This is a genomic window from Geobacillus sp. E263 (assembly GCF_007197795.1).
GTDB classification, from domain to species: domain Bacteria; phylum Bacillota; class Bacilli; order Bacillales; family Anoxybacillaceae; genus Parageobacillus_B; species Parageobacillus_B toebii.
In genome coordinates, this window is sequence record NZ_CP041632.1 from 2,547,146 (window position 1) to 2,569,363 (window position 22,218).

Here is a 22,218-nt window from a genome sequence, read left to right on the forward strand (position 1 = left end):
CGTCATTCAATCGGAATTTTGTTACATTTTTCTTATTAAGACCCCTTTATTAATAAGAAAAAAAGACCTTTGCCATTAGGGCAAAGGTCCCTCTTAGCCATTTATTATCCTGATTTTTTCCTCTGTTGCTTTTTCTACATTATTCAGCGTGCTATGTTTGCGCCCATACAAGAAGTAAATGACAAGGCCGATTGCAAGCCATGATACAAAACCAATCCACGTCATTGGAGGAAGCTGAAGAACTAAATACCCGCAAAACGCGACGGCCAATAATGGAATAACTGGAACGAACGGAACCCGAAAGGCGCGTTTTAAATGCGGCTGCGTTTTCCGTAAAACAAGTACGCCGACGGAAACGGTAATGAACGCAAACAATGTGCCGATATTTGTCAATTCTGCAAGCTTATTTAAAGGTATCACTCCCGCAAATACCGAAACAATGATTCCTGTAAGCCAAGTGTTCACATATGGCACCTGCCGAACTGGATTCACTCTCGAGAATACTTTCGGAAGCAAACCGTCACGGCTAATTGCGTAAAATAGACGAGTTTGTCCATATAGCATAACAAGCAGCACCGTCGTAATCCCAGCAATCGCTCCTAACGAAATAAAACCGGCAACCCAATCTTGGTTGATATAGCTTAACGCAAAAGCGACAGGATTTTTTACATTTAATTGATCATACGGAACAATTCCTGTCAGTACAAGGGAAACAGCAATATATAACAAAGTACAAATAAATAAAGACGCAATGATTCCTATCGGCATGTTTCGCTGCGGATTACGCACTTCTTCCGCCGCGGTCGAAACCGCGTCAAAACCGATATATGCAAAAAAGACAGTTGCGGCGCCAGTTGCTACTCCGGAAAATCCAAACGGCATAAATGGCGACCAGTTTTCCGGTTTTACATACCATACACCGACAGCGAGGAACAATAATACGACAACGACTTTAATCACAACCATAATCGCATTAAAACGGGCAGATTTTTTTACGCCAAGATTCAACAAAAACGTAATGAAAAGAATAATACAAATTGCAGGTAAATCGATAAATGTTCCCTTTGCCGGATCATATGCGTTTGTCAATGCTTTTGGAAGCTCAATGCCAAATCCGGAAAGCAGTCCTTGGAAGTAACCAGACCATCCAACCGCCACTGCTGAAGATGCCACACCATATTCTAAGATTAAATCCCATCCTAAAATCCAAGCGATTAATTCCCCAAACGTCGCATAACTATATGTGTAAGCGCTGCCAGACACCGGCACTGTTGAAGCGAATTCCGCGTAACAAAGCGCGGCAAAAACGCAGGCAAGACCAGAAAGAATAAAGGAAAGTACAAGTGCAGGACCGGCGTGTTCGGCAGCGGCAACTCCCGTTAATACAAAAATTCCTGTACCAATAATAGCACCAATGCCGAGCATCGTTAAATCAAATGCTCCTAAATCTTTTTTTAAAGAGGCACCTTTTCGGCCAGCTTCGTGTAAAAGCATCTGGATCGATTTTTTTCGAAACAAATTCATAAGATGTCTCTCCTTGTCGCTTTTTGTAGAAATTTGTTGAATAGTACAATACAATAAGGATTTTACGCTATTCAATAATTTTTGTAAAGTTAGAAAATAACAAAAACAGCAAAAAATTTTTGCCATTTTAAGCGTTAAAGTTATAAATTTTTTCGCATCCATAATCCAAAGATATACAAAATTTATAATTTACAAATTTTTCAGATAACTATATAATAAATTTGTGACAATTTTATGAACAATGAAAGGAGGCGCATTGTTTCAATTTATTATCAAATAAGAATTAAGGGGGGATTTTCATGGCTGTGCAAGAGCGTTCTTTCGAAAACCGCTCGGCAATTGATTATAGCCAAATTGCTCAATCTTCATCTTTTCAACATCTCATGCGCGCAAAGAAAAACTTTATTTTGCCAGCAACGCTATTCTTCTTCGTGTTTTACTTTGCCCTTCCGGTTTTAACGTCTTATTCTAACGTGTTAAATTCTTCTGCGATCGGCCCAATTAGCTGGGCATGGGTGTTTGCATTTGCGCAATTTATTATGACATGGGCATTATGCATGCTTTACTCTAAGCGCGCAGCAAAATTTGATGAAATCGTCGAGCAAATGAAACAAGAAGTGAAAGAAGGAGGAAACTTGTAATGCATGGCTTAGCCTTTTTCCTCTTTTTAATCATTGTGGCTCTGACGCTGGTCATCACTTACTTCGCTTCAAAAAGAACAAGAACAACGAGCGAGTTTTACACAGCAGACAGCAGCTTAACAGGCTGGCAAAACGGTTTGGCCATTGCCGGCGACTATATGTCTGCTGCCTCATTCCTAGGAATTGCAGGAATGATTGCATTATTTGGATTTGACGGCTTTTTCTATAGTATTGGCTTCCTTGTTGCCTATTTAGTCGTTCTTTATATTGTCGCCGAACCGCTGCGCAACCTTGGAAAATATACGATGGCTGACATGATTGCAGCAAGGTTTGATGACAAAAAAGTGCGCGGTGTTGCCGCGCTGAATACGATTTCCATCTCCATTTTTTACATGATTGCTCAGCTTGTTGGAGCTGGCGGTCTCATTAAGCTATTATTAGGGATTGATTACGTTTACTCTGTCCTCATTGTTGGCGTACTCATGACGGTTTACGTCGTTTTTGGCGGCATGACGGCGACGAGCTGGGTGCAAATCGTGAAAGCAGTCTTGCTAATGGTTGGTACGTTTATCATTTCGATCATTGTCTTTGCGAAATTTGATTTCAACCTCATAAAAATGTTTAACGAAGTAAAAACAGCCACACCACTGGGCGAAGCATTCCTCAACCCTGGCAATAAATTTAAAGATCCGCTTGATACAATCTCATTAAATTTAGCACTCATCCTAGGAACAGCAGGGCTTCCACACATTTTAATCCGCTTCTTCACAGTAAAAGATGCACCAACTGCTCGCAAATCGGTCGTCTATGCCACATGGATTATCGGAATCTTTTACGTATTAACGATTTTCTTAGGATTTGGGGCCGCGGCCTTCGTTGGTTATGACAAAATTGTCGCCGCAAACCCTGCTGGAAACATGGCAGCTCCATTATTAGCCGAAGTGCTCGGCGGTGATTTCCTATTCGCGTTTGTATCGGCAGTCGCATTTGCCACTATTTTAGCTGTCGTTGCTGGACTTGTCCTATCAGCCGCGTCGGCATTTGCCCATGACTTTTATAGCCACATTCTTCGCCGCGGCGAAGCAACGGAAAAAGAACAGATGGTTGCGGCGCGCTGGGCGTCTGTTGGTGTATCCGTTTTATCCATTCTTTTAGCGTTATTCGCTCAAAAAATGAATGTCGCTTTCCTCGTCTCATTGGCATTTGCTGTTGCCGCGAGCGCCAACTTGCCGATTATCGTATTAACGATTTTCTGGCGCCGTTTTAATACAACAGGAGCTATTGCAGGAATGCTTGTTGGATTATTCAGTGCGTTGTTGCTCGTCTTCTTCAGCCCAAACGTTTGGTCGCCGGAACCAGGAGCTGCTATTCTTGTCGGTGAACCGCTTTTTAAACTTGCAAACCCTGGTATCGTTTCAATACCATTAGGATTCATCGCATCGATTGTTGGCACACTTCTTTCCTCGAAAAACGCCGACAGCAAGAAATTTGATGAAATTCTTGTGAAAGCGAATACAGGAATAAAAGAATTAGCAAACTAACGCAATGAACCATTCTTCTGGATTGGAAAGAGCGCATCCTTTCCAATCCAGCTTCTTTTTACTCTTGCCACTATTTGTGTTCTTATTGCCCTATTTCAGTTATCCGCGGTCTATCCAACAAAGTCTTCTTTAATTTGCAATAAGAAAGCCCGAACACTAAGATTCATGTTCGGGATGAGAAGTTAAGCGTGGTACATCTTAGCATAACTTGTATAAATATCTACTTGCTGCCGATCGACATCATAACCGATGCCCGGCTTTTCCGGTACTGTAATCGTTCCATGATGAACAGTGACTTCAGGAACGATAATATCTTTCGTCCAGTAATGGGAAGAAGCGGCTGTATCACCAGGCAACGTAAAATTATCTAATGTCGTAATGGCAATATTGTGTGCTCTTCCGACACCAGCTTCTAACATGCCGCCGCACCAGACAGGAATATCGTTCTCCTTACAAATATCGTGAATACGCTTCGCCTCCGCCAATCCTCCGACACGGCCAATTTTTATATTGATAATTCGACAACTGCCAAGCTGAATGGCTTTCCTTGCATCTTCAGCGGAATGAATGCTTTCATCTAAACAGATTGGCGTATTTAACTGTGCCTGCAATGTTGCATGATCTACAATATCATCAGGAGCAAGCGGCTGTTCAATCATCATTAGCTGAAACTCATCCAACGCCTTTAATCGATCGATATCTTCTAACGAATAAGCAGAGTTTGCATCGACCATGAGCGGAACATCTGGAAAACGGCGACGAACTTCTTTGACAACCTCAACGTCCCACCCGGGTTTAATTTTTATTTTGATGCGCCGATATTCTTCTTGTATATACCGTTCGATAATACGTAATAAATCATCGATGCTTTTTTGAATGCCAATGCTTACCCCTACTTCAATACGTTTCTTATTTCCACCGAGAGCTTTATGTAACGGCAGTTGTTGTTTTTTGGCAAATAAATCCCATATTGCCCCTTCTATCGCCGCTTTTGCCATTTGATTTTTGCGAATGACGGAGAAACGTTGCTGCAACTCTTCTGGATGAGCAATTGGCGCTTGAAATAAAAGAGGCAATAAAAAATCTTCTATCATATGCCAATTCGTTTTTACGGTTTCTTCATTATACCAAGGTGAAGGGAAGGCCACCGATTCCCCCCATCCTGATATACCATCTTCATCTATCGCTTCCACTAAAATAAACTCCTTCTTCTGAAACGAACCGAAACTTGTGGTAAACGGCGACTTTAGTTCCATTTGCAAGTGGCGCAGTATGACTTGTTTCACTTTGATTTCCATGAAACTTTCCCCCTAATTATAACGGCAATTCATTCCGTTTCACACAAACGTAGTATAAAACAGGTTCATCATCTTTTCGAACGATATGTGCAACCACCCATCCTTCACGGAAGAGGCGAACAAAAACATCACGTGTCTTATAACGCCAATCAAGTGCTAATTCATTATCCGCCTCTTTTAATCGTTGAAACTGAAGGGGAATAGGCACAAGCAAAAACGGCTGGTCATGATGAATAGGTTCCTCTTTCCAAATCGCTTCTGGGTCACCGGTGTTGTTTTGTTTCCAATCAAGCACCATCTTTTCTGGCGACCACTTCAGTCTTGAAAAAAAGCGGCCTCTCTCTTGTAAATATCGGCTCCCTAGAAGCCACTCCACAATAAATCGATCCGACGGTAAATGCTTATTTAGAGCATCATCCATTTCACCGTAACAATTTTCGATATACTGTGAGCAAATCGCTCCTAACTTTGCAATGTTAAGATAGCCGTTTCTGCTTTGGAGCGGATCGTATGTCCAACGAATCGTACGATATCCTTGCTTGATTGCTTCTTGTGCCTGTTTCATTTTTAACATATAACCTATTCCTTGATCACGAAATGGTTCAGCAATCCCGAGCATATGCGAACAAAGATACGTTTCCCCATCTTGATATCCGGGAAAACTATACACAAATCCGACCATTTTTCCATCAATAAAAGCACCGATAATAATGCCGCCGTTTTTCGCCACCGTTAACGTTTGATGGGTAGGAATTGGGCTTGTTCCCCACACTTCCGCTTCTAGTTGCGCCATTTCTTCAAGTTGTTCGATCGTGTCAATTTTTTGTAGTGAGATACGCACTTTCTGTCTCCCCTCGTGGTGCAAAATGCTCAAACGTTTCCATGATGACTCTTGCTAATATTTCAATACCAGATAATAAATCTTCGCGGCGGAACGTCATTTGCGGATGGTGCAATCCCGGTTTTAAATCACAACCAAGCCCTAGCATCGTCGTTTTTAACTGTGGTTTCATCAATGAATAAAAATGGAAATCCTCCCCACCTGAAGTGACTACTGGCGGCAGACATTTTTCTTCTCCTAACGTAGCAACAATGGCACGCTCCATTAATTGCTGTGCTTGTGGATGCGGCCGCGCAGCGGCAATACGAACTCCTGAATAAAGCTGAATATCCGCATCATAAATAGATGCAATCCCTTTCACCACGTGATTCAATCCTTCTACCAACTGTTCCATCGCCTCGTTCGTTTGCGCTCGCAAATCAAGCGAAAATTCCGCATGATCTGGAATGATGTTCGCATTTTTTTCTCCTGCATGAAATCTTGTCATTTTGATCGATGCAGGCACTTGTGGATCAATATGGATTTTGCTCAGCTCTTGTACGATCGCACTCCCAACTTCAATGACATTGACTCCAAGGTGCGGTCTTGCCGCATGCGCGGCAACTCCTTTAATTTCTCCATCAATGCATTGCGCTGCTCCGTGCAAAATCGCGGGAACAGCATAACCGCTTTTTACTTCTTGAATCGGCCGCAAATGAACACCGTATAAAAAGTCAATATCATCGATAACTCCTTTTTCCAAAAACTTCAATGCTCCTGTTCCTTTTTCTTCTGCTGGTTGAAAAAGAAACCTCAATGTTCCAGGCGGCTTATAACCGATGCGATTAAACAGTTTGGCAACCCCTAATACCATTGTCATATGTGCATCATGCCCACATGCATGGTTTGCTTGCCATGCTCCATTTACTTCTTGCCAAAGCGCATCCATATCGCTGCGCAATCCGACCGTAAACGGTCCGCTGCCGATTTCCCCAATCACTCCCGGACAATCGGAAAACGTGTTGGCACGATATCCTTCTTGAATCAGTTGCTGCTTAATAAACTCCGTCGTTTTCCACTCTTCCCAACTAACTTCCGGATGACGATGAAGGTGGTCAAAAATCTCCCATAATTCTTCCTTCATCGCATGAATCATTTGTCTCATTATGCTCTCCCCCGATGATATATTTGCAAACAATGGCGAAACATCAAATGTGCTTCGAAAATAGTTGTTACACATATTATAATATTCAAAAAAAATGTTGCAACCTGTGCAAGTTAATTAACGAACAAAAAACGGTTTATGTTCATAACAGCAGCACAAAAAAATCCTACCTCTCTTTGTAGAGAGTTAGGATTTCCACTTCCGTTTGACAAGCTGATTAATCACTTCAGAAAAAATCAATCCCATGGCAATCGCTCCAGAAATCATAAACGCTTTCGCCGCGAGCGATATCGCCGTATTGTAGTCGTTGAAAACGACGTGGCGCATCGCTTCAAACGCCAGCCCCCCTGGAACAAGCGGAATAATTCCGGAAACACTAAAAATCGTAACTGGCGTCTTATATATTCTTGCAAATATGGTGCTGATCATCGCAACAAAGAAAGCCGCAATAAACGTAGCGGCAACATCATTTAATTGATGTTCGGCAAATAAAAAATAAATCATCCATCCAACCATTCCGACAAATCCGCTATTGATTAACAATTTCTTTGGAATGTTAAAAATAATCCCAAACGCTGCTGAAGCAATAAAACTTGTCAATAATTGTTGTATGATCATCGGCACTTCCCCTTACCATTAACGAATCGATAAAATGAGAGCAATACCGGTACCGATGGCAAACGCTGTTAAAAATGCTTCCGCACCCTTGGACAACCCAGCGAGAAAATGTCCCGCCATTAAATCACGCACCGCGTTCGTAATCACTAGTCCCGGCACTAACGGCATGACAGATCCAATAATGATTTTATCTAAATTCGCCCCCAACCCAATCGCAACAAGAATCATGGCCAATCCGCCGCTGATAAACGATGCAAAAAATTCAGCGAAAAATCGTATTTTTACAAGGCGGTGAATCATCTCAAAACAATAAAATCCCGCTCCTCCGGCAAGAAGCGAAGGAAAAAAGTTGTTCCATCCGCCAAGCATGACGGCAAAACATCCGCTCGCAATCGCCGCCGCTATAACTTGGAGCCAAAGCGGATAGGCAAATTTTTGCGCTTCCACTTCTTTTAGCAGCTTGTATGCCTCATCAAGCGATAACTCCCCATTGCTAATCCGCCGGGAAATATTGTTCACAAGCGCAACTTTTTGCAAGTCGGTCGAACGTTCTATGATGCGAATAAACTGCGTGGAATTCATTCGGTCAATCGAAAAAATAATTCCCGTCGGCGTAACATAACTGTGCGAACGGGGAATGCCAAAGGAAGCAGCAATACGCATCATCGTATCTTCCACGCGATATGTTTCCCCGCCGCTTTCGAGCATAATTTTTCCCGCTAACAGACAAAGATCGACAATATCGTTTGTACGATCAGGGTAAGTCGGCATTCTCTATCTCTCCATCCATACTTTACTTGTGATATTACAAAAAAATATAATGTTAGACAATAGGAGATACTGTTTTACACACTTGCTGCTTTCATGCCAAGAAAAGCAAGAAGCAGACCGAGTATATAGCTTAATGCAAGATACAAAACAAACATTTTCCATTGCTTATGAATATAAAAAGCCATACTTTCTAGCTTGAATGTGGAAAAAGTCGTAAATGCCCCCATAAATCCTGTTCCGAAAAGAAGCTTCCACGAATCATTCCATCCTTTTCCTATAATATATCCAAGCAAAAAAGATCCGATTAAATTGACTAATAATGTAGCAAGCGGAAAAGAAGAAGGATACTTCTGTTTGATCCAATTGCTGATGCCAAAGCGCGCAATCGCGCCGAAAAACCCTCCGATCGCCACCAGTGCGCTGTTCCATAACATAAGATCTCCTCCTTATTCCGCCGCCTCTTTTTGTGCATGCAAGCGGCCGTGTCCAAGGCGAAATCCGATCCATGCCATAAGCAGCCCGCCGCACATGCTGAGGAAAACGTAGAACAACGCTAACTCTAAATGAGACGTGTGAAGCAACTGAACCGTCTCGACGCTGAACGTCGAAAAAGTCGTAAACGATCCTACTAATCCCGTTCCTAGTCCTGTCACAACATAAGGAGGAAGATTGCGCAGCCGAGGCAAATAAGCAGTCAGCCATCCTAACGCAAAACAGCCAATTATATTGGCCAGCCATGTTGCCAAAGGAAACAACCCGTTCCATAAGGCGCCCACAAACAATCCTAAATAATAGCGAAGCAGCGCGCCGACAATGCCGGCAAGACCAACGACGACATAAATCACGAACAATACCCCTTTTCCTTCAATTTATCCAAAAAACAAACTCCTACCAATAATTGATTTACTGGTAGGAGTCATCAGCCCGAACGATAGTTTAGCGAACTCCATCGCCTATTACTCTGTCCGTTATTATAACAAAAAGATATCTCATTGCCAATTTGCGCAGTTTCTCCCTTGGCTGTCTATGTTTTTACCAGCCATCTGTTTTTTTCTTCTTATTCTTCTGCACTGATCACGTATGGAAACATTTATTGTGACAACCCCAAACTTTCGTCATCATCCTTCTTCGTTCATCACCGAACTTATGACTAGTTACTCTCCTTACTTTTCCATCTTTCTATGTCCCTGGAACGATTCTTTTTCCCTTTCTCCTTTTTAGGCAAAAAAGACGGATTTCAATTACGAAAAGGTTTATAAACTATGGCACATAACATGGCTAATATGTGCTTTAAGTTTTTATATTTAGGGCTTGATAAAGACCTCTTCTGCCTTTTATCGCGCCATCGCTCCCGTTCCAATGACCGCAAGCCGGGAAGCGTCACGTCTGGCTAGATATTTCGTGGCAATGGCACTGACTGCTCCTGTACTTCGTTTGTTACATCTTGATCTAAAACCTCATTTTTACGATCGCGCACAACCCAAACAGCGATTAAAGAAATAATCGAGGTAATGATGATATAAAGAGCGACTGGAACATAAGAATCGTCATATTCCGCTAACAGCGCTGTCGCAATAAGCGGAGCCGTTCCGCCCGCAACCGCGGCGCCGATTTGATATCCAAGTGTAATCCCTGTATAGCGCACGTTTGATTTAAATATTTCGGAAAACATCGTCCCTAACACAGCAGTAATCGGCGCCCAAATAATTCCAAGTCCAATTACCGTCGCGATAATCATCAGTGTTACTGAGCCTTGCTGCAGTAACCAAAAGTACGGAAACGCATACAATATCATTAAAATCGTTCCACCGATATAAAGCGGTTTGCGTCCAATTTTATCGGACCAGCTGCCCATGACCGGAATTAAAATCGTCGTGATCACAGTCGCAATCGTTACCGCATTTAATGTAGCGGTTTTCGAAAATCCTAGATACGTTGTCGCATAAGAAACGATAAACGTTCCAAAAATATAGAATGGAGCTGTTTCAACAACTTTTCCTCCCACCGCGATTAACACTTCTTTCCACTGTGTCTTCAACGTCTCCAATAACGGAACTTTCGCAATTTCTCCTTTTTCTTGAACTTTCTTAAATGACGGTGTCTCATCAATCCCTTTGCGAATCCATAATCCAAAAAAGACAAGCAGCGTGCTTAGCAAAAACGGAATCCGCCAGCCCCATGACATAAAGGCATCATTAGGCATCATCGTCATTAATGACATGACAAACGTTCCAAGCAACAGTCCAATCGTCACACCCATTTGTGGAATGCTGCCGAAAAATCCGCGTCTTTCTTTCGGAGCATACTCAACCGCGAGCAACAACGCGCCGCCCCATTCACCGCCAAGGCCGATTCCTTGCACAAGGCGAAGTAAAATTAATAAAATCGGCGCCCATACACCTATTGTTTCATACGTCGGAAGAAGCCCCATCCCCGCGGTTGCGAGTCCCATTAAGCTTAATGTGAAAATCAATGTCTTCTTCCGTCCAATCTTATCGCCAATATGGCTGAACACAACGCCGCCTAACGGGCGAATAAAGAAGGAAAGAGCGAATGATGCATAGGATAAAAGCAGCCCTACGGTCGGATCTTCGCTCGGGAAAAACAACTGATTAAATACAAGCGCAGCGACCGTTCCATACAAGAAATAATCAAACCATTCGATCGAACTCCCGACAAGACTCGCTACTAGCACACGACGTGATACTCCCTTATCCACCGTTATTCCCCCATTCTTTGTTGTCCCTTGACAATAATATTTTATTTTAAATATTAAGAAAATAAAATAAAAAATTAGATTCATGATTAACTTCTCAAACTTGCTTACTCCATCGCCTTACGAATATGCTCTGGAATCATCACTACTTCTGTCGTGATCACAGGTTCGTTATATTCCTCATCAATACACTCATACCAGAACGCCAAATGTTTTTTATCAATTTCGTGTTCGGACTCTTCTACGGAAATCCCGCCTTCTCCCTGAACAGAGAACCAGTAAAGAAACTCTCCTTCCTCATTTCGCTCGCGGAAGATCGCTTCGACATGCATTTTTTCATCTTTGAGCGTCAACAGCACCTCGTTCATATGTGTGTTTAATAATTCCATCCATTCATCCACCCGCTTCGATTTTCCTTCCTTTACGCGAAATTTGCTTAATTCTACTTTCATCTCATGCTTCCACCTTTCTATTTATTGATGAGCTTCAAAATATAGAAAGAAAGCAGTATATCTTGTATGCCATGCCGAAAACGGTGGAGATAAGCGTCGCATAATAGTCATCAATGTGACCGTGCGCCACATGCCAGACAACTAACAGAAAAATGATATAGCATACTACATCGAGCAGCATCCCTTGCTTAGACGTTCGTTTTTCACCTTATCTTTCTACTCTATTTCGCTTCCTATCTATATCATTCCTTCTATAATTTTACACTTAACTAGTTTGCCTTTGCGCGATCACAGACAGCGCATTCTCTTGCACACAAACAGTAACGCTCCCAGAGCCGATATTTTCCCCATCGGCATGCAAAGGAAGAAGAGAGCTAGTATGTATGTGAATGTGTTTCCCGGCAAACACTTTCACTTCCTTCATTTTTATATGCCCTCCCCAAAAAACCGTCACAAATAACAGCAATATTTTTAACCGCGATATTTGATCAACGACAATGATATGGAACAGGCCATCATCTGATTTTGCGGACGGCGCTATTTTCATTCCTCCACCATAATAGGGATGGTTCGATATCGTGACAAGCCAAGTCCGCTCAAATAAATGCTTCTCCCCATCAATCTGCAAAACTACTTTGCCCGGCTGGTAGAAAATTAATTCTTTCATTAAATAGAACACATAGACAAATTTGCCAAGAGAAAGGCGATTGAACAACGACTTTAGTTTGGAGCGATTTACTTTTCGCGAAATTTGCGCATCAAAACCGCAGCCTAAATTGTTCACAAACACCCCTTCTTGTACATGCAGACCTGCAAATCGGCCAATATCACAGGCAGAAAAACAATGGCTTTTCAGTAATAAGAGAATGTGCTCCAACGCTTTTCGAGGATGATTCGGAATGCGGATGCCGCGCGAAAAGTCATTGCCTGTGCCTGCTGGTATATAGCCAACAATACCGTGCTTAAACGGAAAGACACCATTAGCGACTTCATGAACCGTGCCGTCGCCGCCGACAGCAATAATGGCGGCAGTTTCACTCGTACTCTCAACGATTTGCCTGGCGATTTGTTTTCCATCACCTTGTTTTTCTGTAAAAAATACTTCATATGAAATATGTTTTTGGCGAAGAACTTTCTCTAATCTTTTCCATACCTTTTTGCACCGCCCATTTTTCGCCGCTGGGTTGACAATAAAATAAAGTTTCATCCTTTCTCCCCCATAAAAACTCCGTTATCAATTTTTCTCAAGGATGCTGTATGTTTATGTGCATATACATTAAATTAACGCTATTGTACATTATTTCTTTAATTTTAATTTTTATGAAGTAATATCCAACAAATTTACTGCATGCGTGCCATCCTTATCTATCACTTCGAGCCTTTAAATCTAGTTTTGCAATATTCCCATAATAATGTAAAATGATACAATAAACACATAGTTGTTTGATAATTTAAAATTTTAATTGAATAAATATAAAAGTATATGGTAGTATGGTAATAATCTGCTAAACCAATAAGCTACCGTCTATGATCATGCTGCATCATTCATCATCAGAAGGAGGAAATGCCTATGATTGTAACAAAAGAAAACTTAAATCCGTATGAAATCGTCAAAAAACAAATTGAAACAGCGGCAGCGAAACTAGGTTTAGAACCGCACATCATTGAAATTTTAAAAAGACCGATGCGAGTTCTCTCCGTATCATTCCCTGTCAAAATGGACGATGGTTCCATCAGAGTATTCGAAGGATATCGCGCTCAGCATAACGATGCTTTAGGCCCTACTAAAGGAGGTATCCGCTTTCACCCTGATGTTACACTTGATGAAGTAAAGGCATTATCGATGTGGATGTCATTTAAATGCGCTGTCGTCGGACTTCCTTACGGCGGCGGAAAAGGCGGAGTCGTCTGTGACCCGCAAACATTAAGCCGTGGGGAATTAGAACGAGTCAGCCGCGGATTTATCGAAGCCATTTCGCAAATCATCGGTCCGGATAAAGATATTCCTGCACCTGACGTTTATACAAATTCGCAAATTATGGGCTGGATGATGGATACATATAGTCGCATCAATCAATCTTTCTCCCCAGGCGTCATTACAGGAAAACCGCTCATCATTGGGGGATCGAAAGGAAGAAATGAAGCAACCGCACGCGGTTGTGTCATTACGATTCAAGAAGCGATGAAAAAACTCGGACGTCCGTTAAAAGACGCGACCGTCGCGATTCAAGGATTCGGAAACGCGGGAAGAATCGCCGCCAAGCTGCTTGCGGAACTGGGATGCAAAATCGTCGCTGTCAGCGATTCCAAAGGCGCCATTTATGACCCGAACGGATTGGATATAGCGAAAGTGGAATATTTGAAAGATCATCTCACTTTGCTCGACTACGGCGCGGAATATCAAATCGATCCTTCCGCTTTACTGGAACTGAAAGTAGACATTTTAATTCCTGCCGCTTTGGAAAACGCGATCACATCAAAAAACGCCGACCGAGTTCAAGCGAAAATCATCGCCGAAGCGGCAAATGGCCCAATCTCTCCGGAGGCAGACCGCATTCTCACAGAGAAAGGAATTATCGTCATCCCTGATATTCTTGCGAACGCAGGCGGCGTAACCGTATCGTATTTTGAATGGGTGCAAAATTTAATGAACTATTACTGGAGCGAAGAAGAGGTGAACAAAAAATTAGCAAACATCATGGTGCAAAGCTTCCACGCCGTTTATGAAGCAGCGGAAGAACATGAAACCGATTTGCGCACAGCCGCTTACATCATTTCGTTAAAACGAATCACAGAGGCGATGAAAGCGCGCGGCTGGGTATAAAAACTAGAAGCAGTTTTGAAACGAAGCCTCACTTGGGGGCTTTGTTTTTTCTGTCTCTATTATTCTCTTTTCAACAAAAAATCCGAACTCGTTTGTGAGTTCGGACCGAATTTCTGTTATTGTTGTTGCTGTTTTATATCCTCCCCGATAATTTTCACCTCTAATTCAAGATCAACGCCGAATTTCTCTTTTACCGTCTTCCGCACCATTTCAATGGTTGCAATATAGTCGGAAGCGGTGGCGTTGTTTTTATTAATAATGAAACCAGCATGCTTCGTCGATACTTCCGCACCGCCGACTCCTTTTCCTTGCAGGCCGCTGTCTTGAATAAGTTTGCCCGCAAAATAGCCAGGAGGTCGTTTAAATACACTGCCGACAGACGGATACTCAAGCGGCTGTTTTGATTCGCGCTGGAACGTTAAATCGTCCATTTTTTCTTTAATTTTTTGCGGATCGCCTTTTTTAAGCTGAAATACTGCCTCTAACACGATATCATGTGTCTTGCTAATAATGCTTGTTCGATAACCGAGCTGCAAATCATCTTTTTTCAAAATCTTACATTCTCCTGTTTGTGTGATAACCTTCACATGATCAATCACGTCTTTGACTTCTCCGCCGTAGGCGCCCGCATTCATCATAATCGCGCCGCCGATAGATCCCGGAATGCCGCATGCAAACTCGAGTCCCGTTAAGCTATGTTCTAGCGCAAACCGGGAAACGGCTTTAATATCGGCGCCGCTTTGGGCGATGATTTTTTCCCCTTCCACTTTGATTTCTGTAAGATGTTTTAATTGCATCACAATGCCGCGAATGCCGCCGTCACGCACGATGACGTTCGACCCGTTGCCAAGCAGTGTAAAAGGAAGCTGATATTTTTCTTTTAACCGAACGACTTCCATTACTTGCTCATATGTTGTTGGCCAGACAAGGAAATCCGCCTTGCCGCCAATTTTGACTAATGTATGATATTTCAGCGGTTCATCCCGCAAGACATTTTCTTTCCCGCAAATTTGCACTAATTCTTGATAAATCATTTCATTTGTATACATTGCCTTTCCCTCTTTACTTTTTTATTTATTTTGGTGAAATACGTATATCCGATTCTAATTTCGTCTCGACATTTCCTTTTATCGCTTTTGATATCATGCAGCTTTTTTCTGCTTTTTCCGCAAGGAGCGCTGCTTTTTGGACCTCTTTGTCCGTCGCTCCAGCAGCCAATGTGATCGCAGGACGGTGAATGATCGTTTTGTACGTAATTACTCCTCTCTCTACTTCCACAATTCCTTCTGATTCCATTGTAAGTTCATTAACCGGAATGGAAGAACGTTCTAACATCGCCGCAAGCGTAATTAAATAACAGGTTGCTGCTGCGCCTAACAACATTTCGTCTGGATTTGTTCCAATTCCTGGTCCATCCATCTCCGGCGGAATGGATACTTTCGTCTTCAACTGGCCAGCGTCAATAAAGCCGCTGCCATTTCTTCCGCCAGACCAATTTGCTTTTAAGAAAAAATGATGTTGTTCCATTGTAATCCTCCGCACCGTGAAAAATCATCCAACGTCATACGCTAATCCATCGTCCGCGTTTTCACGACGGAACGCCATTTCTATTTTACAATAAACGCTCCATTTTGGTAACGAGCAAAATCTAATAATTCTTCCCGCTCCTTAGCAGCCAGTGAGAATCTATTTTTCGCATGGTAGAATAACGAAAATAACCACACTTTTCTATGTCCATATGCGTAAAATAGATTCATTCCAACGTGCAAATGAAAAAAATTGTTACATCTAAAAAGTAAGCAGGAAATTTGAAATAATGCACAAGCAATAGTAAGATCATTGTCGAAACCGTTTACAACAAGGGGAGGGCATCAACTTGAAACAGTATCTGGAACTAAATAAAAGTTTTATTAATGGTGAGTGGGTTGAAGGATTAGATGATGTATAAAAGTTTGTGTAAAGCATTTTGCTAGAACAAAAGAAAAAAGGTAGGGTATTCTCTGATTGGACCAAAAATCTTAGAGAAAGGAGTACCCTACCTATGTCTAAAAGAAGTATACCGAATGTCGACTGGGCAAATCAACTGGAAAATGCCATTCGTCAGTTTGTAAAAGAAAAATTAGAGCTGATTATGCGGGAAGAAATCAAACATTTCCTCGAAATCGAACAGGCTGGAACACCGAATAGGAGAAATGGCTGCTATCTCCGTTGTGTTCGGAAAAAAGATCAATTCGAAATGGCGGAGGATCTGAAACACATTTATCGTTCTCCGAATAAAGAAATCGAATTGGAGATGTTTCAACAGTTTCAATCCAAATAGTCTCACAAATACCCAAGGGAAGTCCAATCGTGGGCAAATGAGTTGGATGTCCTCCTAACATTTATGGATTATCCAAGCAGTATTCGAAGTGTGATTTATACAACGAATGCCATCGAACGAACGATCAAGGAGATTCGGAAACGCCATGAGTAAACGCTTATGTCATGAAAATCTTTAAACAACTCTGAAAGCTTATACACATCTTCTCATTAGAAGAAAATAATCAAATCACACTTGAAACATTTTCTGCAATAATAATGAGCGAGTGGAATTAATAAGTCAACTACCCAACGGCTAAAGCCGTGGGCTTGCAACTAGCCTAATTGGCTGCCGCGTTCGGCTGGTTGACAGCAGCCCTGCGGATGTTTTCCGCAGCCACGTTGTCGGCAGGGGCAGCGTACCCACAAGCTCGACAACAAAACTGATCCCTTGACGGTCTGTTTTCTTTGGCCACATGTCCGCAAACCGGACAGGTGCGGGAAGTATTTTTTGGATGAACCAATACCACCGGCACGCCAGCGATCGCCGCTTTATACTCAATAAACTTTCTCAACTGATAAAAAGACCAAGAAGAGTGTTGACGACGCTGTTGCTTTTTAACCGTTTTCTCGGTGCGTTGGCGGATGCCCTTTAAATCTTCAAGGGCAATGCCGCATCCGAGTGCCTTTGCCTTTTCAACAATCTTCTTGCTAATGCAGTGGTTCACATCACGGGCAAATAGTTTTTCCTTCTTGGAACGCTTTTTAAGCAGGCGTTTCGCTGACTTGGTGCCTTTCTTTTGGAGTTTGGCGCGAAGTTTCGCATGGCGGCGGCGCAGCCCGTTGACCTTCGAGCCGGAAAATACCTCACCGGTGCTATCGACGGCGATATTAATGATGCCAAGGTCCACACCGATAAATCCGTTTTCGGAATTGGGCTGGTCTTCGGGAACGTCCACCACGAGCAGTAAATAAAAAATACCGTTTTGAAGGACTAAATCGGCTTGACCCCGAACACGGTTGCCGCACAGCAAACCTTGATGGTAGCGGCTAATGACCATAGGGATTTCCATTCTTCCTTGCAAGGTAAGGATGGAAGCATACTCTAACCCTTTAAAGGACAGGATTCTTTCATCATACACGATGGCACCGGTTTCTTTAAAGTTATGCAAGGTTTTTTTATCCAAACGATAGCTTTCCGACACTTTGCCGATGGCACGAACGGTCATTTGGGCAGAGAGGCCAAATTTTTCCCTGACGTCATAGTAGCAAAGCCGCTGGATTTTCGTTTTGGAAAAGGTTCTGGAGCGAAAAGCAATCTCGCTAATATAGTTGCATGCTTGGTTAAACCGTTTCATTGTTTCCAGCAGCGCATGAAACTGTTCAAGAGTTGGCATTAATTTAATCTTGAGAGTGCAGAGCATTCTTGATTCACCTACCTTTCTAAATCCAGTGTACTTATACTGAACGAAAAATTCAATATATACTGAAAATATAAACCCCGCCTTCCTCCCACAGCTAAAGCAGTGGGCTTCCAGCGGATGTTCTCGTGAAAAAATGCAAATACAGAAGAATGACTCAAGGCTCACGTTTAGAAAAAAACGAGAGCCTTGAATCTTTTAATTAATTTCCCTAAAAAAGTCATATATCATTCAATCTTTCTTCAAGAAAATCGCCCGATTGTTGAAGCTTGCTTTTCATCTCATACTCATATACTGTGGCTATGTAAAGTGCAAAAATGCATCTCATAGCACCAAAAACATTTCCTTATTTTTTCCTTCAAAGATCTCTCACTTTTCGAAATATATAGGTTGTAATAAAGAATTTCCGATCTCCATGTCCCGTCTTTATCACCTGACAAGCTGGCACGGTAACAAGAAGAGCGAACAATGCCATGTAAAACAAAATTGCAACTTATATAGATGTTTTACAAAAATTTTAATCACAGTTTATTCAAACGAAACTTTTTTTATCATTCACCGTAAATGAAATTGAATGGATAATTTTCCAACTTAAAGGAGAGAACAGTATGGAAGTACAGTATCAACAAATCTCACCTAGAGCGATGAAGGTACGCAATTTAAACGAACTTATTACATCACTCATTGCCCTTGTCGTTATAACTGGACTTTATTTTTGCACAGATTATTTTAACTGGTGGAGCTGGCTACGGTATGTTTGGATCGCCCTGTTTATCATTACTATCATTGGTATTCCGTGGACCTATTTTGTAAGTTCACCGATATACTATAAAACTTTTCGATACGGGTTAACGGATGATTTTTTATACATTAAAAGCGGGATTTGGACAAAAGTGGAAGTTGTAGTGCCGATGACGAAAATACAATCCATTGAATTGACTCAAGGCATCATTATGCGAAAATATGGTGTCCGCTCCATTGAAATTAAAACTATGCAAGGTGGCGTTACCATTCCACATATTGAGGAAGAAGTTGCTATAAAGCTCCGCGATGATATTTCGAAGCTTGCCCGTTTAAAGGAGCTTGATGAAGTATGACGTTTCGCTATTCCAAGTTAAAAATATTCTATGACCTGCTAGACCTTATCAAAAGCAATCTGTTTATACTTTTCATTTTATTCCTAAATTCGGGTAGTAATTCTATGTTCATGAATATTGTGCAATGGGGTGCGATTGCGGTTTTCGGATTCAGTTTCCTGTTTCGCATCTATGAGACATTATTTACTAAAGTTGTATTTGCCGAAGATGGCATTCATATACATAAGGGCCTATTTTCTAAATCAGAGCAATTTATACCACGTGAAAAATTTGAGAATGTGCAAACGAAGGCAAATGTTTTGCAACGATTATTTGGCGTACAATCGATCACAATGGAAACAGGAGAAGCAACTAGCGATGTGACATTGGAATTTGTAAATAAAGTGGATTGCATCAAGATAGAGGATTATGTTTTACGAAATGGGAATCAAGAGCAGCATGCTGAGGAAGCCATCAATGAATCTGAACGTCAAATTCTTTTCACCACTACCATTCGTGATATTTTGAAAGCTTCCCTATTGTCCTTTAGTTTTTTAGCCATCATTCCTATTGGCTTAAATATATGGTCAGATGTACATCCAGAGAAATACATTAATGTAGATAAGGTTATGTCTCATCTTTCAGGATGGCTGCTCATCTTGCTCGTCTTACTTGCCGTATTAGCAGCTGTCGGTATCGGCGTCTTTAAAACGTTTAATAGCTACTATCAATATACCATTTCAATGGACAATGAACGCATTTATGTACAAAAAGGCTGGCTTTCTAAACAAAGCTTTTCCATTCGTAAAGACAAAGTACAAGCGGTCATTTACAAACAAAACGGCTATCAAAAGTTGCTCGGTGTGACAACCATTAAGCTGATTTCAGCAGGGGAAATTTTGCCGAGTGAGGACCAAAACCTTAATGAATTTTTCCCGTACTTACCGACGGAAAAAGCACATGAATTAATAGCCATCATGCTGCCAGAATTTCAACTGCGTAGCATGACACATTATGCATCCCCTAAGGCAAAAAAGTTGATTTGGCTTCGACCACCAATTTTTGCAAGCCTCGTTGCTGCCATTGGATTTTGGAAACCCATTTTCTTTGTTTTTGGTGCGATTGTGTTGGTGTTTACTTATATCAATCGTATTCGAGAATACCGTAATACAGCGTTTAAGTTAGAAGATGCGCATGTACAGCTTCGCTCAGGTGCCTTTACAGTAGAAACACTCGTAACGAAACGGGCAAAGTTGCTTGAATTGCAATTTGAGCGTTCTTTGCTACAGCGAATTTTTGATGTCATGAGTGTAAAACTAACAAATCGTGCACACCCGGTTCACGTAACAACGTTATTAGATATCGATTCTTCTCTACAGCCGTTGATCACATCTTGGTTTGAAGCGCGCACAAAAGATGTGGAGATTGATCCACATTCACAGTACGATTCTTTAAAGCAAGATGCTTGTCCGATTCCTTCTTACGTTGAAGTTAATAGCAAATAAATAGCATACCAGCAGCATATTCAATTATGCTGAAAAAACATAATTTATATACCCGTGGTGCTAGATAAAATCAGACAAGCATAAAAATAGCCCTTGCATGAGGATCTCCTTAAAATGAAAGTGCGACCAAACATTTAAAAGGAGAATTCACATGCAAGAGCACTTTCATTTTACAACAGATCGAGCCAAACTTCAAAAACAATATGAAGCGATTTTGTTCTTTGTATCGGCTCAACTATCGAGTATCCAGATTCCTCTTCAACGTCGAAATCGTCATTTGTTGAAACAGAAAGACGAAGTCATCATCACCATCCATGTCCTTGGAAAGTTGTTGGGCTTCACTTCCGAACGGGCTTGGCACCGGTTTGTGATTGGGAATTTGTTTTCCAAGGCCTTGTTCCCTGAACGTTCTCGATACAACCGTCGCTGCCGAGCGCTTGGCTTTGCGATCAAGTGGATGCGGCACCAGCTGGCCAAGCGTGGACAACACCATGCGTATGCGGTCGTGGACAGTTTGCCGATCGAGCTGTGTCATTCATCCCGAATGTATCGCGCCAAACGATTCCGTGGAATTGCGGATATTGGCTATTGTGCTTCGAAAAAGATCGCTTTCTATGGGTTGAAACTTCATCTGCAGGCCACCGACCAAGGGCTTCCGATGGGATATGTCGTCACTGAAGCGTCTTGTCACGATCGGGTGGCCGCTGAAACCGTCATGACGCAAATTCCACATCCATATAACCTAGGTGACAAAGGGTATATCAGCCAAAAGCTGCAAAAGAAGCTGTACGAAGAGCACCGAGTCGCTTTTTGGACGCCCGTTCGAAAAAATCAGCGAATTCGCCAATCGGACGCATGGAAACAGTGGATGAAGCGAAAACGTAAAGTGGTGGAAACCGTGTTTTCGATTTTAGTCGATTCGTATCGGATCACCGAGATTCGAGCGAACTCGGTTTCTGGATTTGAAACGGCACTGGATGGTATTTTACTGGCTTACTCGCTTGTTGTTCTTGGGCTAGTTGAGCGTTAAGACTCAAGTAGCACCACGGGTGTTAAAATTTAGATAAAGGATAAAGGGAGGGTGAAAAAAGTGAATTTTTTTTGGGCAGGATTATTATTTTGGTTGTTAATCGGTGTTTCGATTTTCTTTCTCATTTGGGGATTGATTAAAAAAAGGGCAATTCATTTTGTACTTAGTGCTTTACTATTTTCACCTATTGCTTATTATTTCAGTGGAGCAGAGAATGCTTTTAAGTTAATTATGTTTTATCCTATAGTTCCACTATTGCTGGCGGTATTTTTCGTACCAAAAAAAAACGTTAAGTAATTAAAAGGTTGCACTTAAAGATATTTTTGACACCAATCCCATAACAAGAAAATGTAACCAAATAAATGTGAAGGGAACATTTATTTGGAACTTTAAAAAAGCTGCCCCCAAGGGATTTAGTAAATCCACTTTTTGGGGACAGCTTTATTTTTTAGTTAGTTTCGATATCTAAGTCTAATGTTATCCAACTTTCACCCCAGCGTTCCCAATCAACTACATAG

At 41.8% G+C, this 22,218-nt stretch carries 21 protein-coding genes, 2 pseudogenes and 1 riboswitch; of the genes and pseudogenes, 8 read left to right on the forward strand and 15 right to left on the reverse strand.

Annotated features, from left to right (window positions below):
* Nucleotides 1–93: 93 nt before the first annotated feature.
* Entirely contained in the window at nucleotides 94–1,524 is a 1,431-nt protein-coding gene (gene bcaP, locus FNL97_RS13080) for a branched-chain amino acid transporter BcaP (protein WP_143415918.1), read from the reverse strand.
* Between the two features lie 299 nt (nucleotides 1,525–1,823).
* Between bcaP and FNL97_RS13085 the strand changes: the two genes are divergently transcribed.
* Nucleotides 1,824–2,165 carry a DUF485 domain-containing protein gene (locus tag FNL97_RS13085; RefSeq protein WP_143415919.1) on the forward strand — a complete coding sequence of 114 codons (342 nt, stop codon included), beginning with the start codon at nucleotides 1,824–1,826 and terminating at the stop codon, nucleotides 2,163–2,165.
* Complete coding sequence (locus tag FNL97_RS13090) at nucleotides 2,165–3,706, forward strand: solute symporter family protein (protein WP_012749506.1); 1,542 nt, start codon at nucleotides 2,165–2,167, stop codon at nucleotides 3,704–3,706. Before FNL97_RS13085 ends, FNL97_RS13090 begins: the two co-directional genes overlap by 1 nt.
* A 182-nt stretch (nucleotides 3,707–3,888) precedes the next feature.
* On the opposite strand, the gene menC is transcribed toward FNL97_RS13090, so the two are convergent.
* The 11 genes and pseudogenes from menC to FNL97_RS13145 all read right to left on the reverse strand — a co-directional run bounded on the left by menC (nucleotide 3,889) and on the right by FNL97_RS13145 (nucleotide 12,753).
* Nucleotides 3,889–5,004, reverse strand: coding sequence for an o-succinylbenzoate synthase (menC, locus tag FNL97_RS13095; protein WP_143415920.1), 1,116 nt, complete (start codon nucleotides 5,002–5,004; stop codon nucleotides 3,889–3,891).
* A 16-nt stretch (nucleotides 5,005–5,020) separates the two neighbouring features.
* Nucleotides 5,021–5,845, reverse strand: coding sequence for a GNAT family N-acetyltransferase (locus FNL97_RS13100; RefSeq protein ID WP_143415921.1), 825 nt, complete (start codon nucleotides 5,843–5,845; stop codon nucleotides 5,021–5,023).
* Nucleotides 5,820–6,989: a M20 peptidase aminoacylase family protein gene (locus FNL97_RS13105; protein WP_143415922.1), complete on the reverse strand. Its 1,170-nt coding sequence runs from the start codon at nucleotides 6,987–6,989 to the stop codon at nucleotides 5,820–5,822. Before FNL97_RS13105 ends, FNL97_RS13100 begins: the two co-directional genes overlap by 26 nt.
* A 186-nt stretch (nucleotides 6,990–7,175) precedes the next feature.
* Nucleotides 7,176–7,607: a threonine/serine exporter family protein gene (locus tag FNL97_RS13110; RefSeq protein ID WP_143415923.1), complete on the reverse strand. Its 432-nt coding sequence runs from the start codon at nucleotides 7,605–7,607 to the stop codon at nucleotides 7,176–7,178.
* A gap of 18 nt (nucleotides 7,608–7,625) precedes the next feature.
* Nucleotides 7,626–8,378 (reverse strand): threonine/serine exporter family protein, encoded by a 753-nt coding sequence (locus FNL97_RS13115; RefSeq protein ID WP_143415924.1) that lies wholly within the window; start codon nucleotides 8,376–8,378, stop codon nucleotides 7,626–7,628.
* A 74-nt stretch (nucleotides 8,379–8,452) separates the two neighbouring features.
* Nucleotides 8,453–8,812, reverse strand: a complete 360-nt coding sequence (gene crcB, locus FNL97_RS13120) for a fluoride efflux transporter CrcB (protein ID WP_143415925.1) — start codon at nucleotides 8,810–8,812, stop codon at nucleotides 8,453–8,455.
* A gap of 12 nt (nucleotides 8,813–8,824) precedes the next feature.
* Nucleotides 8,825–9,223: a fluoride efflux transporter CrcB gene (gene crcB / locus FNL97_RS13125; RefSeq protein WP_062677664.1), complete on the reverse strand. Its 399-nt coding sequence runs from the start codon at nucleotides 9,221–9,223 to the stop codon at nucleotides 8,825–8,827.
* Between the two features lie 58 nt (nucleotides 9,224–9,281).
* A riboswitch (Fluoride riboswitch) is annotated at nucleotides 9,282–9,341 on the reverse strand.
* Between the two features lie 374 nt (nucleotides 9,342–9,715).
* Nucleotides 9,716–9,805, reverse strand: a pseudogene (locus FNL97_RS18755) (hypothetical protein); the annotation flags it as partial.
* Nucleotides 9,769–11,097, reverse strand: coding sequence for an MFS transporter (locus tag FNL97_RS13135; RefSeq protein ID WP_143415926.1), 1,329 nt, complete (start codon nucleotides 11,095–11,097; stop codon nucleotides 9,769–9,771). The gene FNL97_RS13135 and the pseudogene FNL97_RS18755, both read right to left, overlap by 37 nt.
* Nucleotides 11,098–11,201: 104 nt before the next feature.
* On the reverse strand, nucleotides 11,202–11,546 hold the full coding sequence (locus FNL97_RS13140; protein ID WP_012749497.1) for a DUF6176 family protein: 345 nt from the start codon (nucleotides 11,544–11,546) through the stop codon (nucleotides 11,202–11,204).
* Nucleotides 11,547–11,811: 265 nt separating this feature from the next.
* The gene (locus FNL97_RS13145) at nucleotides 11,812–12,753 is read right to left on the reverse strand and encodes a diacylglycerol/lipid kinase family protein (RefSeq protein ID WP_143415927.1); all 942 of its coding nucleotides are present in this window, start codon (nucleotides 12,751–12,753) and stop codon (nucleotides 11,812–11,814) included.
* Between the two features lie 357 nt (nucleotides 12,754–13,110).
* Here FNL97_RS13145 and FNL97_RS13150 point away from each other — a divergent pair, with 357 nt between their 5' ends.
* Nucleotides 13,111–14,370 (forward strand): Glu/Leu/Phe/Val family dehydrogenase, encoded by a 1,260-nt coding sequence (locus FNL97_RS13150; RefSeq protein WP_143415928.1) that lies wholly within the window; start codon nucleotides 13,111–13,113, stop codon nucleotides 14,368–14,370.
* A gap of 116 nt (nucleotides 14,371–14,486) precedes the next feature.
* Here the strand turns inward: FNL97_RS13150 and murB are convergent, their stop codons facing one another.
* Entirely contained in the window at nucleotides 14,487–15,419 is a 933-nt protein-coding gene (gene murB, locus FNL97_RS13155; RefSeq protein WP_012749494.1) for a UDP-N-acetylmuramate dehydrogenase, read from the reverse strand.
* A 25-nt stretch (nucleotides 15,420–15,444) separates the two neighbouring features.
* A complete protein-coding gene (locus FNL97_RS13160; RefSeq protein WP_143415929.1) occupies nucleotides 15,445–15,897 on the reverse strand; it encodes an OsmC family protein in 453 nt (150 codons plus the stop codon).
* A gap of 676 nt (nucleotides 15,898–16,573) precedes the next feature.
* Here FNL97_RS13160 and FNL97_RS18920 point away from each other — a divergent pair.
* Nucleotides 16,574–16,834: pseudogene (locus tag FNL97_RS18920) on the forward strand (transposase); the annotation flags it as partial.
* Between the two features lie 175 nt (nucleotides 16,835–17,009).
* Here the strand turns inward: FNL97_RS18920 and FNL97_RS13170 are convergent.
* A complete protein-coding gene (locus tag FNL97_RS13170; protein WP_143415930.1) occupies nucleotides 17,010–18,092 on the reverse strand; it encodes an RNA-guided endonuclease InsQ/TnpB family protein in 1,083 nt (360 codons plus the stop codon).
* Nucleotides 18,093–18,697: 605 nt separating this feature from the next.
* Between FNL97_RS13170 and FNL97_RS13175 the strand changes: the two genes are divergently transcribed.
* The 4 genes from FNL97_RS13175 to FNL97_RS13190 all read left to right on the forward strand — a co-directional run bounded on the left by FNL97_RS13175 (nucleotide 18,698) and on the right by FNL97_RS13190 (nucleotide 21,997).
* Nucleotides 18,698–19,186 (forward strand): PH domain-containing protein, encoded by a 489-nt coding sequence (locus tag FNL97_RS13175; RefSeq protein WP_143415931.1) that lies wholly within the window; start codon nucleotides 18,698–18,700, stop codon nucleotides 19,184–19,186.
* Nucleotides 19,183–20,670 (forward strand): PH domain-containing protein, encoded by a 1,488-nt coding sequence (locus tag FNL97_RS13180; protein ID WP_143415932.1) that lies wholly within the window; start codon nucleotides 19,183–19,185, stop codon nucleotides 20,668–20,670. The genes FNL97_RS13175 and FNL97_RS13180 overlap by 4 nt, the downstream gene beginning before the upstream one ends.
* 151 nt (nucleotides 20,671–20,821) lie before the next feature.
* Complete coding sequence (locus tag FNL97_RS13185; protein ID WP_143415933.1) at nucleotides 20,822–21,700, forward strand: IS982 family transposase; 879 nt, start codon at nucleotides 20,822–20,824, stop codon at nucleotides 21,698–21,700.
* Nucleotides 21,701–21,751: 51 nt separating this feature from the next.
* Nucleotides 21,752–21,997 carry a hypothetical protein gene (locus tag FNL97_RS13190; protein WP_205729471.1) on the forward strand — a complete coding sequence of 82 codons (246 nt, stop codon included), beginning with the start codon at nucleotides 21,752–21,754 and terminating at the stop codon, nucleotides 21,995–21,997.
* Nucleotides 21,998–22,218: the final 221 nt, after the last annotated feature.